We start from the raw sequence: 12,445 nt of genomic DNA, 5'->3' as shown, positions 1-12,445 counted from the left end.
TTAACTGGATTATAGACAAGGGGTTAGCGGCGCGAGGCAGTATGCAGATTTCCTATGACCGGGCACTGCGAAATATTCGTAGCGCCGTCATCAGGATAAGAAATGTTTATTTAAATAAGGGGAAAAAGATTATTTCAACATCGTGCTAATTAATTTTCCTAACTGAATCACCGCCTGCTCTTCTCGCTCTCCCCACGCCCAGGAGGTATTAAAACGGAAGAACGGTGTCCATGCGTCAGAGGTGGAAAACATTTTTCCTGGCGCAATGCTGATATGGTGCGTTAAGGCCTTTTCACTTAGCAGCCCGGCATCCAGCTGTGCCGGAAGCTCCAGCCATAAAAAGTAGCCGCTGTCGTTATGGTGAATTTTGACCCCGGCGGGCATATGGCGCAGCAGTGACTGCCAGGCTTGCTGTTTTCGCTCAGCGAGCGTTCGTCGCAGGCGGCGAAGATGGGCGTCGTAGCGTTTAGTCGCCAGGTAGTCCACCAGCGCAAGCTGCATAGGGGAGCTGGTCGATAACGTGCTCATCAGTTGCAACTGCTGAATGCGTCGCGCATGTTTTCCGGCCGCCACCCAGCCGATACGAAATCCCGCCACCAGACATTTTGAAAAAGAGGAGCAGTGAAGCGTCATGTCGTCCCGATCCCAGGCTTTTGCCGGAAGCGGTTTTTCGCGGCCGAAATAGAGCTCGCTGTATACATCGTCCTCAATCAGGGTGACGTTATGCTTCGTCAGGAGGGCGACCAGACGGGCTTTTTTCTCTGCACTTAGCGTAAAACCAAGCGGATTCTGGCCGTTGGTCATCAGCCAGCAGGCTTTTACCGGATAGTCATTCAGCGCCTGTTCAAGGGCGTTCAGGTCTATCCCCTCCCGGACGTCCGTGGCGACCGACAACGCTTTGAGCTTCAGGCGTTCCAGCGCCTGCAGCGCGCCATAAAAGCAGGGGTTTTCGACAATCACCCAGTCGCCAGGCTCCGTCACCGCCTGCAAACTCAGATTCAGCGCTTCGAGCGCGCCTGCGGTAATGACAATTTCGTCCGGCGAGATGTTCATCCCCTGCTGCGCATAGCGGCGCGCAATGGCGTGGCGGAGTTCAGCGTTACCCGGCGGCAGGTTTTCAATCACGCTCATCGCAGTCGCCGTTTTGCTGACGTTAGCCAGCGAGCGGTTGAGCTGCTGAAGCGGGAAAAGCCGGGGATCGGGAAAGGCGGATGCGAAAGGAACAACAGAAGGATCGCGGCTGGCCTGAAGGACATCGAAGATATAGGTGTTGATATCCACCGCTTCGTCACGCATCACCTGGGCAGGCGGCACAGGCTGGTGCGTGGTCGGGCGCGAGGCAACGTAATAGCCCGATTGTGGCCTGGCGACAATGCGTCCCTGACTTTCCAGCATCTGATACGCGTGGCCAACAGTCATGAAACTCATGCCGCTGCTCGCCACCTGCTCTCGCAGGGAAGGCAGTTTATCGCCCGGCAGCCATATGCCAAGCTCAATTTGCGAGATAATTTGTTGCGCCAGACGCTGGTATTTTTTCATCAGATTCTCCTTATTGCCGACAGTGTATATCAGCAGGAGAAAAAGAGAAGATTTTGCTAACTGTTATGAAAAACCGGGTAGATTACTTACGGTACTCGGTGGTGTGATTCATCGCGGAACGCGCAGCAGCGAGGTAGTCGAGCGTGATCATCGACGATTTGCAAAAAATGCATTTTGCGCCGAATGGGTTTTTCTCAGACACATCAAAGACTGAAGTGCGGTACTGCGAGCCATGACAGCATGGGCAGCGGAAATGGATATAAGAAGTCATAGGATTCTCCTGTTAACGTAAAAACGTAAATTACTAATGGGCCGATTGGGCAATATTGGTTTTAAACAAAACGAATCGGAATGTAGATAAAGACCCAAGAGAGGCTGCGGAGAGGCACAACGTGATGAGAACTGCTTTATAAAACTACGTCAGATATTTTTTTGGACTCAAAACCAGAAATCCATTAACGCATGTTGCTGACGGCAAAGCAAGCGGATTGATGCGTAAAATGCATAAAAATAAATTTTTTATTCACCCATGCTGAGCACAGCGTTACATATAGACAAAATCAATTCTACAAGAAAGACTTATAAATCAATTAAATATAAATTTTTTGCATGACATTTTATGCCTAAAAATCTTATCAGTTCGGGAGTATTACCCTTCTTACAGATACAAACTGTTAATGAAAAAAGGAGTATAAAATGGCAATTCCGGCATACCTATGGCTTAAAGATGACGGCGGTGCAGATATTAGGGGCGCTGTTGATGTACAGGAACGCGAGGGCAGTATCGAGGTGTTGGGATTCGGTCATGGGCTACATTTGCCAACAGATAACATGACGGGAAAAATTACTGGCACGCGTATCCATTCAGCGCTTGTCTTTGAGAAAGAATTTGACAGTTCAAGTCCATATCTCTACAAAGCCGTCGCAAAAGGTCAGACTCTAAAAAGTGCCGAATTCAAATGGTATAAGATCAACGATGCCGGACAGGAAGTTGAATACTTCAATATGTTTTTGGAAGACATTAAAGTCGTATCCATATCTCCACTCATGCATGATATCAAAAACCCAGCAACAGAGAGACATAACCATCTAGAAAGTATCGCATTGCGTTACGAAAAAATAACCTGGAAGCACTGTGACGGTAACATTATTTTTTGTGACGAGTGGAAAGACAGATGATTCGCTGCACTTTTCATTTGAATGGCAATCAGCTTTCTACATTGAGCTGTCCCGGTTTAGGATTTTTCCCCGCGTTTTCTGGAAATGCGGGTTATAACAGAAATAATCCTGATGCCGTTGCAACTGCGGAAGTAGGCCCCTTACCTCCGGGACTCTATTATATTGTTACACGTCCACGAGGCGGGCTTGGTACCCACTGGCATGACGCAATAAAAGGTTTAGAGAGTGGATCTAATCGTGATTTTTGGTTTGCCCTCTACCGCCACGATAATCGCATTGATGATAGAACGTTCATCAATAACGTTGAGCGTGGATCTTTCCGCTTACATCCTGCTGGTCAGTCTGGAATTAGTAATGGATGTATAACCTTACCTAACCACTCTCATTACAGAATACTCATGCATGGGTTACTCGCTTCAGGTACGGTAAACGTTACTGCTGGATTAAATGCGCTTGGAACAATACAGGTATATTGATGAATGCAATAAAGCATGCCCTTACCTGGGTCGTACAAACATTGATGTTGTTAGTGACCTGCCCCCAGAGTTAGATACAACCTTCAGTTAGTAATGTCGGTTGGTTTTTCTTCATATTTCCCGTTTCGCCAGCCCGCTGCAAATTCAGCCGGCGTCAGGTAATTCAGTGATGAATGTGGTCGACACTCGTTATAATCCAGTCGCCAGTCATTAATGATCTTCCTGGCGTGAACAATATCGCTGAACCAGTGCTCATTCAGGCATTCATCACGAAAGCGTCCGTTAAAACTCTCAATAAATCCGTTCTGCGTTGGCTTGCCGGGCTGGATAAGTCGCAGCTCCACACCATGCTCAAAAGCCCACTGATCGAGTGCGCGGCAGGTAAACTCCGGGCCCTGATCGGTTCTTATCGTAGCCGGATAGCCGCGAAACAGCGCAATGCTGTCCAGAATACGCGTGACCTGCACGCCTGAAATCCCGAAGGCAACAGTGACCGTCAGGCATTCCTTTGTGAAATCATCCACGCAGGTCAGGCACTTGATCCTGCGACCTGTGGCCAGTGCGTCCATGACGAAATCCATTGACCAGGTCAGATTGGGCGCCATCGGGCGGAGCAGCGGCAGACGTTCTGTTGCCAGCCCTTTACGACGTCGTCTGCGTTTTACACTCAGGCCATTAAGTTGATAGATGCGGTAAACCCGCTTGTGGTTAACGCAAAGACCTTCACGTCGCAGAAGCTGCCAGATACGCCGGTAACCAAAACGGCGGCGTTCAAGTGCCAGCTCTGTGATGCGTAGAGACAGCTGCGCGTCAGCAGCCGGACGCTGAGCCGAATATCGGCAGGTTGACAGGGACAGACCTGCCAGCCCGCAGGCACGACGTTGCGACAGACCCTTAGCCTCGCACATGACTTCCACGGCTTCCCGCTTCTGGTCTGTCGTCAGTACTTTCGCCCAAGAGCCACCTGAAGCGCCTCCTTATCCAGCATGGCTTCAGCAAGCAGCTTCTTGAGTCTGGCGTTCTCTTCCTCAAGCGACTTCAGGCGCTTAACCTCAGGCACCTCCATACCGCCATACTTCTTACGCCATGTGTAAAAGGTGGCGTCGGAAATGGCGTGCTTACGGCAGAGCTCACGGGCAGAAACGCCGGCTTCGGCCTCGCGGAGAATACATATGATCTGTTCGTCGGAAAAACGCTTCTTCATGGGGATGTCCTCATGTGGCTTATGAAGACATTACTAACATCACGGTGTATTAATCAACGGGGAGCAGGTCATATCTGGCACATCGCGGCGTAAGCCTCAGTTGATGGAATTCGTTCATACCCGCGCCCGCTGCAGCGCTTACAATCGGTCAGAACCGGAACGCCCTGCCGTTCTGTAAGAGCCTGATTAACGGCTTTCCCGCGTCCATGGCAATCTTTACAGGCGCAACTTACAACCTTCTTACCCTTACACTGAGGGCATAGAACGCGCGCTACCTCCCTGACCTGCCTCCGAACCTCATACTCAGAAGGTCGAATATCTTCGACACCCATACTCAGCGACATCTTCACGAATTTCTTCTCTTTTGCCGGAGTGTGGGACTTCATGCTGAAAACCTCAGCGTCAATAAACCCTGCCCCTTTGCAGCCATCGCACTGTTTCACGCTGGCGGCGCTGCGAGAATAATCCTCAAAAGCGAAGGCGGCCAGTTGGCGCATTACCAGTGGCTTAACCGCATCGTCCAGCTTGCGCAGCGCGGCAACCTTATCGCATTTGGTTAACGCGTACTCAGCCAGCAACTCAATCGCCCTTGCCCGATCGTTGTAACTGATGCCCATCTTGCCGAGGAAGGCACTGTATCCCATGGCGGCGCGTTCCTGCGTCATGCCCATAGCGGCCATGATATCCGTTCCGCTTAATGAGTCTGACGCCGTAGCGCGCGGAGAGTCGCTAATAAGCGTCGACTTGGCGAAGTGGTATTTCACGGTGTTTTCGAGGTTCATTAGGCTGCTCCTGCTGAATGATAGATACGAACAAAATTACGAAGAATGCGGTAATCCACCAGCACCGATCCCCGGTAGCGGTAAATGCGAAGGCGCTGCCAGCGCGCCCGGAGTATCTCAAGCGTTTCTGGCTTCATCTGGCCTCCTCGATAATGATCTGCCCTGTTTCTCCCCAGATTTTGGTAACCCGTCCGTCCCAGACATGGCTATCCTCGTCAAACACTGCATCCAGCAAAGCTTTTTCCAGGTTGTCTTTGTCCGGCTTTTGTTGATGAGGCTGGCCGACATATTGCGCCCGCTTTGTCTTGCTCCAGCTCTTTGGCATGGGGATGACAAACGTGACGTGATATCCGGACTCTGGCAGGCGGATGCCCAACAGCCTGACCTGTTCTTTGTATGCCCAGTACGCTGCTGTTGCTGGCCGTTTATGCCATCGGTCACGCTGAGTCATTCGGGGCTTGCCAATCGGCGTAATTTCGTAAATTTTCATGCGGGCACCACCAGCCCGCGGCGGGCAACTTCAATCACTGTCAGAACAATCGCACGGTCCATAAGATGCCGGCGCTCTTCCCTGTTCAGCTTATTCCCGTTATCAATGCTCTCATGACAGCAAACGCAGAGCGCAGCTGTCGCACAGTCATCAGTTTTTAATCCCATGCCTTTTCCTTCGTTCCGGTGTGCCACCTGCGTTCCCCATGCTCCACAAAGAACACAACGCTCGATCTGCCCCACGGCGGCGAGCCATTTTTTGCTGCGATAAATAGCCATGCTCACCCCCATATCCGGTTTTGCCACCGGCGATTTATACGCGGCGGTTTATTGCCTTCAGGCAGCCGGGCGCTGACGGTCCAGGTGAGATAATCGGAGTTCAGGCTGCGCTCTACCATTACGCCGCGGCGCTGGTATTCCGCCATGAGCTCTTCGGCCTGCTGGGTTGTGCAATCGGTATGATGGAACCAGCTATGTTTCATCCCCATCACCCCGCAAAGCCAAGCAGTTGAGCGGCGACGTTTTCGGCCTCATCACGACTGCGGAATGAACGGGACAGGACCCAGCGCCAGAGGACATCGAGCGCAGCTTTATAGAGCTGCTGAAATTCGAGTTCGTCCATGTTAGCGAATGAGATGCTACGAGGATGCTTTTTGAGTGTTCCGTCTGGCAGCTGAATGGCATCAAAGTGCCCTGCCTCAACGATTACCCATGAGCGGTAATCCCAGAAGCAACAAACAGGGACGCACTGTGCGTACCGTGAATAACTATATATCGCTACTGTGCTCCCTTCTTCGGTTTGCACACAAATCAGGCTTTATCAGTGGCAAGCCCTTCGAAGGGATCAAGAAATTACACAAAGGGAAAGTAAAACCGGATCCTTTAACGAAGAAGGAATTTAGTTTGCTTGCGGAATCCGAGCGTGGCCAAAGCCTTAATATGTGGACGTTCGCAGTTTATACCGGTGTCCGTCATGGAGAGCTCGCAGCTCTTGCCTGGGAAGATATCGACTGGGAAAAAGGTACGGCTCATATACAGCGCAATCTTAATGCGTTGGGCATGTTCGGCCCACCAAAAACCGAAGCAGGTAACCGGGTTATCACCCTATTAGAGCCGGCACTTGAAGCCTTGAAAGCACAGCGTAAGCTGACAGCACTACAGCCTAAAACCGAAATTGTCTTTAATCATCGCGAGTATGGCGCAGTGGAAAATCAAAGCCTGCGATTCGTTTTCATACCCCGGATGCGCAAAGGAGAGCAGAAAGCCTACTACTCTTTATCAAGCATCGGTGCGAGATTCAACGCAGCTGTAAAACGTGCTGGTATTCGCCGCCGGAATCCGTACCATACGCGGCATACTTTTGCCTGCTGGCTTTTATCTGCCGGCGCTAACCCGTCTTTCATAGCCAGCCAGATGGGGCATGAAAACGCGCAAATGGTTTATGAAGTCTACGGTGCGTGGATTGAAGAAATGAATGGCGAACAGGTGCTGATGCTTAACGATAAGCTCGCACGCTGAAAAATTTTTGCCCCTATTATGCCCCTATCGGCTCCGAAGGTAGTAATAAATGCAACAAAATCAAGAAATTAACAAGAAAGAGCAATACAACCTGAACAAACTGCAAAAGCGTCTGCGCCGTAACGTGGGCGAAGCCATTGCAGACTTCAACATGATTGAAGAAGGCGACCGCATCATGGTTTGCCTGTCAGGCGGTAAAGACAGCTACACCATGCTGGAGATCCTGCGCAATCTTCAGCAAAGCGCGCCGGTTAATTTTTCGCTGGTAGCGGTCAACCTTGACCAGAAACAGCCGGGCTTTCCGGAACACATTCTGCCGGAATACCTGGAAAACCTGGGCGTTGAGTACAAGATCGTCGAAGAAAATACCTACGGCATTGTGAAAGAGAAGATCCCGGAAGGGAAAACGACCTGCTCGCTTTGCTCCCGTCTGCGCCGTGGCATTCTCTATCGTACCGCGACGGAACTGGGTGCGACCAAAATTGCGCTGGGCCATCACCGCGATGATATCCTGCAGACGCTGTTCCTGAATATGTTCTACGGCGGCAAGATGAAAGGCATGCCGCCTAAACTGATGAGCGATGACGGCAAGCACATTGTGATCCGCCCTCTTGCCTACTGCCGCGAAAAAGACATTGAGCGTTTTTCACAGGCGAAAGGGTTCCCGATCATTCCATGTAACCTGTGCGGCTCTCAGCCAAACCTGCAGCGTCAGGTGATTGGCGACATGCTGCGCGACTGGGACAAACGTTACCCGGGTCGCATCGAAACCATGTTCAGCGCGATGCAAAACGTGGTCCCTTCACACCTCGCTGATGTTGAGCTCTTCGACTTCAAAGGCATCAACCATGATTCAGAAGTGGTGAATGGCGGTGACCTGGCATTTGACCGGGAAGAGATCCCCATGCAGCCTGCGGGCTGGCAGCCGGAAGACGATGATAACCAACTGGACGAACTGCGTCTGAACGTGCTGGAAGTGAAGTAATCGGTTAGCGTCTCAGAAAGAACTTCTGAGACGCTTTATGCCTTATTTCAGTAGACGAACGCGGCAGGTTTTACCTTTAATTTTGCCATTTTGCAGCTGCTTCCATGCCTTATGGGCAACTGCCTGACGCACGGCCACATAAACATGCGCCGGATGAACCGCAATCTTACCGATATCCGCCCCTTCCAGACCGATATCGCCAGTTAATGCCCCTAACACATCACCCGGACGCATCTTGGCTTTTTTGCCGCCATCAATACACAGCGTCGCCATTTCGGCCTCCAGCGGCACGAGTTTAACGCTGCCCGGTGCATTCACCCAGTTCAGCGTGATCTGCAGCATTTCAGCGAGAATATTGGCGCGCTGCGCCTCTTCCGGCGCACAGAAGCTGATGGCAAGACCGCTGTTTCCTGCACGTGCGGTACGGCCAATACGGTGGACGTGGACTTCGGGATCCCATGCCAGCTCAAAGTTCACTACCAGCTCAAGGGATTTGATATCCAGACCGCGCGCCGCCACGTCTGTCGCCACCAGAACACGGGCGCTACCGTTGGCGAAACGCACCAGGGTCTGATCGCGATCGCGCTGTTCCAGATCGCCATGCAAAGATAAGGCGCTCTGCCCCGCCGCATTCAGCGCATCACACACCGCCTGACAGTCTTTTTTAGTATTACAAAACACCACGCACGACGCAGGCTGATGCTGGCTCAGCAATTTCTGCAGGAGCGGGATTTTTCCCTGCTGTGAGGTTTCAAAGAACTGCTGTTCGATGGCCGGGAGCGCGTCGACGCTGTCTATCTCGATAGTGAGCGGATTTTTCTGCACGCGACCGCTGATTGCGGCGATGGCTTCAGGCCAGGTCGCAGAGAATAGCAACGTCTGGCGATCGTCCGGCGCGAAGCGGATCACTTCATCAATGGCATCACTGAAGCCCATATCCAGCATTCTGTCCGCCTCATCCATCACCAGCGTGCTTAATGCATCCAGCGAAACGGTGCCTTTTTGCAGGTGATCCAGCAGGCGGCCAGGCGTCGCGACAATAATGTGTGGCGCATGCTGGAGCGAATCACGCTGTGCGCCGAACGGCTGTCCACCACAGAGCGTCAGGATCTTGGTATTGGGCATAAAGCGCGCCAGGCGACGCAGTTCACCCGCGACCTGGTCTGCCAGCTCGCGGGTCGGGCACAATATCAGCGACTGAGTCTGGAACAGCGACGCGTCAATATGCTGCAGCAGACCAAGACCGAAAGCGGCCGTTTTCCCACTGCCGGTTTTCGCCTGCACGCGTACGTCGCGGCCCTCAAGGATAGCGGGCAGCGCGGCCGCCTGAACAGGCGTCATCGTGAGATATCCCAACTCGTTGAGGTTGTCGAGTTGGGCGGCAGGCAGAACATTCAGGGTAGAAAAAGCGGTCACAGTAGTCTCTCGTGGTGATCTTTACGGTCAGATGGCGCGTATCCTCGCAGATCTCAGGGTTCGATGCGACAATTTAATCGGTTCTTCATCCGGCGGCGGATCGGGCATCGGCTGCGGACGCGGTATGGGATCGGGCATCGGCACGGGATCGGTGGGAACAGGGTCGGACTGACGCGATTGTTGCACGAGCAGAGCGAGTAAAATGCTCATCTTTCCCTCCAGGCTTGGTTGTCGTCCCTTTTAGGGTAGACGCTGAGAAACAGGAGGCAAAAAAAAGCCGACTATTAAAGTCGGCGTCGTACGAATCAATTGTGCTATGCAGTAATTCAAAAAAAGGAAGTAAGACAATATGGAGCGCAACGCCCATCGCTTGACGTTGCATTCACCTGCGGGAGTAATATTGCACCTTGCCGGGCTGATGTTTATTGACTTCGCTCAATTAAAAGAGCGTTTTAATCTCAGCAAAAGGGCAAAAAAACGTAAATTTACAGCCATTTACTACGATGCAACCACCATGCAACACCTCCAATCAAAACAACTAACATGACGCAAAACGCGGTGAAGCCGTAATGGTAAGCACCACCGGGGATCCCCCCCAGATTGACGCCAAACAGCCCTGTCAGGAAGGTACTGGGTAAGAAGACCATCGCCATCAGAGACATCGTATAGGTTCTTCTCGCCAGCGACTCCTGCATCACCTGAGCAATTTCATCCGCCATCACCGCCGTTCGCGCGATACAGGAGTCGATCTCATCGAGTCCCCTGCCGAGTCTGTCAGCTATGTCCTGCATTCTGCGGCGCTGATCGTCATTCATCCAGTTGAGTCTTTCGCTGGCCAGACGGGCATACACATCCCGCTGCGGTGTCATATAGCGACGCATCACGATCAATTGCTTACGCAATAACGCCAGAAAGCCGCGCGGCGGGATCTGTTGATCGAGCAGGTTATCTTCCAGGTCGATGATTTTATCGTGCAGCTCTTCAATAAACTCGCTCGCATGATCGGTCAGGGCGTCACAGACGTCCACCAGCCAGCTACCGCAGTCGACCGGTCCGGTTCCCTCTTTGAGATCGTTCACAATGTCGTCCAGCGCCAGGACCTTCCGTTGGCGGGTGGACACAATCAGCCCGTCGTCCATATAGACGCGCATCGCCACCAGTTGATCGGGACGTTCATCCGTACTGCCATTTATGCAGCGCAGGGTGATAAGCGTTCCGTCACCCATTCTGCTCACACGTGGGCGCAGGCTTTCTCCTGCCAGGGCGTCGCGCACATTGTTGGGCAACAACGGGGTCGTGGCCAGCCAGTCAGCACTTTCCGGATGGGTATAGTTGAGATGTAGCCAGCAGGGATGCTCTTTATCAATGACATCATTATCTTCCAGCGGCCGGGCACCGCCGCGACCGTCCAGCACCCACGCAAAAACTGCGTCAGGAACGTTAAGTTCTGATCCTTTAATGCTCTCCACTGCGCCTCCCCCCTGTTTAGCTCTTTCGATGTCAGTCTAGCTTCCGTCGGGGGTTAAGCAACAACTATGTCTCGCATGGCGCTGAAATCGCTCAGGAATTGTACATACTGTGTTTCAGGAGAAGAAAAGCCTGGCATGCCAGGCTTTGAAGTGCTGTCAGAGCGAGTGCTCGGGCCGCTGGAGGAAAGGTGCAGGGCCGGTCAACGATGACGGCGAGTGTCCCTGCTCAAGCCTGAAATTGCGTGTCCGCGTTTGCAGTTCAATCACCTGATTACGCAGGACATCAGAGGAACCATTGAGTTCCTCCGCCATCGCGACGTTACTTTGCGTGACCCGCTCCAGTTCAGACAGCGCCAGGGTGATCTGGTAAATGCCTTTCTCCTGCTCAGCGGTCGAGGTAGAAATCTCATCCATCAACCGGCTGACATTGCCGGAACCGGTCACGATTTCATGCATATTCTTTTCCGCTTCCGACACGACGCTGGCACCCTGGGTAACATTACTGCTGGTGACGTCAATCAGCGTCTTGATGTTTTTCGCGGCCTCCGCACTGCGGTGCGCCAGGTTTCTCACCTCCTCCGCGACGACGGAGAACCCTTTGCCGTGATCGCCCGCCCGCGCCGCCTCAACCGCCGCGTTAAGCGCCAGGATATTTGTCTGGAATGCAATCCCGTCGATTAGGGAGATAATTTCCGTCATCTGCTGCGCGCACTCGGTTATGGATTGCATATTGCTGGCAACCTGCTCCATCAGCTCTCCTCCCTTACGCGCCTGCAATGTCGCGACGTTTGCCTGCTCGCTCGCCAGACGGGTGTTATCGGCATTGTTTCGGGTACTTGCCGCCATCTGCTCCATACTGGCAGCGGTTTGCACCAGAGAGGCAGACTGCTGCTCGGTTTTCACCGAGAGCTGAGCGCTACGGGCAGAGAGTTGATCCGACAAGGTCATGGCGTTTTGAGATGACGCCCTGATCTCACGCACCAGCGTCGCAATGTTACTGGAAAGACTATTAATTCCGGGGATTAATCGTCCCGCGCAGTTATTGCCAAACTCAGGGATTGAGACACCAAGATTACCTGCGGTCACTTCTTCAATACTTTTTTTCACAGTATTGATCGGCGTCACAAGAAACTTCGTCATATAACTCCAGAGCAAAAACAGCGCAACGAAATTAACCAGATTAATCGAAATGAAGAGAGAGAAATTGCTGGAAAATAGAGCAACGATACCTGCATTTACCAAAAAAAGGCATAACAGGAACCAGGCAATGAAGGTCCTGACACTAATATTTCTTAGCATGATTTTACCCACAACTTATATTTTGGTCGGCATTAAGACTTATAGCATTCACTTTTACGTTTGTCCTCACCTAACGCGCTGGTTTCTCG

At 52.2% G+C, this 12,445-nt stretch carries 14 protein-coding genes and 3 pseudogenes; 4 read left to right on the top strand and 13 right to left on the bottom strand.

Translation table 11 applies throughout. The features are described from left to right. Positions 1-129: 129 nt before the first annotated feature. Together O1723_RS10060 and ymcF are read right to left on the bottom strand one after the other, a co-directional pair. Positions 130-1,539: an aminotransferase-like domain-containing protein gene (locus tag O1723_RS10060; protein ID WP_014883962.1), complete on the bottom strand. Its 1,410-nt coding sequence runs from the start codon at positions 1,537-1,539 to the stop codon at positions 130-132. A gap of 82 nt (positions 1,540-1,621) precedes the next feature. Further along, on the bottom strand, positions 1,622-1,810 hold the full coding sequence (gene ymcF, locus O1723_RS10055; RefSeq protein WP_014883963.1) for a cold shock small protein YmcF: 189 nt from the start codon (positions 1,808-1,810) through the stop codon (positions 1,622-1,624). Between the two features lie 425 nt (positions 1,811-2,235). Here ymcF and O1723_RS10050 point away from each other — a divergent pair, with 425 nt between their 5' ends. Together O1723_RS10050 and O1723_RS10045 are read left to right on the top strand one after the other, a co-directional pair. Continuing rightward, the gene (locus tag O1723_RS10050; protein ID WP_023337351.1) at positions 2,236-2,718 is read left to right on the top strand and encodes an Hcp family type VI secretion system effector; all 483 of its coding nucleotides are present in this window, start codon (positions 2,236-2,238) and stop codon (positions 2,716-2,718) included. Further along, positions 2,715-3,194 carry a DUF2778 domain-containing protein gene (locus tag O1723_RS10045; protein WP_014883965.1) on the top strand — a complete coding sequence of 160 codons (480 nt, stop codon included), beginning with the start codon at positions 2,715-2,717 and terminating at the stop codon, positions 3,192-3,194. Before O1723_RS10050 ends, O1723_RS10045 begins: the two co-directional genes overlap by 4 nt. An 83-nt stretch (positions 3,195-3,277) precedes the next feature. Here O1723_RS10045 and O1723_RS10040 read toward each other — a convergent pair. The 7 genes and pseudogenes from O1723_RS10040 to O1723_RS10010 form a co-directional block, all read right to left on the bottom strand. Beyond that, positions 3,278-4,398 (bottom strand): IS3-like element ISKpn34 family transposase gene (locus O1723_RS10040; protein ID WP_100245182.1). Its coding sequence is split into 2 segments (ribosomal slippage): positions 3,278-4,140 and positions 4,140-4,398, totalling 1,122 coding nucleotides; the frame shifts between segments, so codons are not numbered across the junction. Positions 4,399-4,469: 71 nt separating this feature from the next. Beyond that, positions 4,470-5,180: pseudogene (locus O1723_RS10035) on the bottom strand (antitermination protein); the annotation flags it as partial. Further along, a complete protein-coding gene (locus tag O1723_RS10030; RefSeq protein WP_000801961.1) occupies positions 5,180-5,317 on the bottom strand; it encodes a YlcG family protein in 138 nt (45 codons plus the stop codon). The pseudogene O1723_RS10035 and the gene O1723_RS10030, both read right to left, overlap by 1 nt. Beyond that, entirely contained in the window at positions 5,314-5,670 is a 357-nt protein-coding gene (locus tag O1723_RS10025) for a RusA family crossover junction endodeoxyribonuclease (protein ID WP_047363575.1), read from the bottom strand. Before O1723_RS10025 ends, O1723_RS10030 begins: the two co-directional genes overlap by 4 nt. Beyond that, a complete protein-coding gene (locus O1723_RS10020; protein ID WP_047363577.1) occupies positions 5,667-5,948 on the bottom strand; it encodes a hypothetical protein in 282 nt (93 codons plus the stop codon). The genes O1723_RS10025 and O1723_RS10020 overlap by 4 nt, the downstream gene beginning before the upstream one ends. A 2-nt stretch (positions 5,949-5,950) precedes the next feature. Then, positions 5,951-6,157 (bottom strand): hypothetical protein, encoded by a 207-nt coding sequence (locus O1723_RS10015; RefSeq protein ID WP_032642060.1) that lies wholly within the window; start codon positions 6,155-6,157, stop codon positions 5,951-5,953. After that, positions 6,157-6,396: pseudogene (locus tag O1723_RS10010) on the bottom strand (DUF1367 family protein); the annotation flags it as partial. The gene O1723_RS10015 and the pseudogene O1723_RS10010, both read right to left, overlap by 1 nt. Here O1723_RS10010 and O1723_RS10005 point away from each other — a divergent pair. After that, a pseudogene (locus O1723_RS10005) lies at positions 6,390-7,187 on the top strand (tyrosine-type recombinase/integrase); the annotation flags it as partial. The pseudogenes O1723_RS10010 and O1723_RS10005 sit on opposite strands and share 7 nt — an antisense overlap. Before the next feature lie 49 nt (positions 7,188-7,236). Beyond that, positions 7,237-8,172, top strand: a complete 936-nt coding sequence (ttcA, locus tag O1723_RS10000) for a tRNA 2-thiocytidine(32) synthetase TtcA (protein ID WP_248191399.1) — start codon at positions 7,237-7,239, stop codon at positions 8,170-8,172. Positions 8,173-8,214: 42 nt separating this feature from the next. On the opposite strand, the gene dbpA is transcribed toward ttcA, so the two are convergent. The 4 genes from dbpA to O1723_RS09980 all read right to left on the bottom strand — a co-directional run bounded on the left by dbpA (position 8,215) and on the right by O1723_RS09980 (position 12,356). Then, positions 8,215-9,588, bottom strand: coding sequence for an ATP-dependent RNA helicase DbpA (gene dbpA, locus O1723_RS09995; protein WP_014884033.1), 1,374 nt, complete (start codon positions 9,586-9,588; stop codon positions 8,215-8,217). A gap of 27 nt (positions 9,589-9,615) precedes the next feature. Next, positions 9,616-9,798: a proline-rich small protein YnaL gene (ynaL, locus tag O1723_RS09990; RefSeq protein WP_000025608.1), complete on the bottom strand. Its 183-nt coding sequence runs from the start codon at positions 9,796-9,798 to the stop codon at positions 9,616-9,618. 275 nt (positions 9,799-10,073) lie between these two features. Continuing rightward, the gene (zntB, locus tag O1723_RS09985; RefSeq protein ID WP_014884034.1) at positions 10,074-11,057 is read right to left on the bottom strand and encodes a zinc transporter ZntB; all 984 of its coding nucleotides are present in this window, start codon (positions 11,055-11,057) and stop codon (positions 10,074-10,076) included. Between the two features lie 156 nt (positions 11,058-11,213). After that, a complete protein-coding gene (locus O1723_RS09980) occupies positions 11,214-12,356 on the bottom strand; it encodes a methyl-accepting chemotaxis protein (RefSeq protein WP_023338360.1) in 1,143 nt (380 codons plus the stop codon). Positions 12,357-12,445: the final 89 nt, after the last annotated feature.

Source organism: Enterobacter cloacae complex sp. HYC080_NIDB (assembly GCF_056673325.1).
This window is presented reverse-complemented; position numbering and strand designations above follow the sequence as displayed.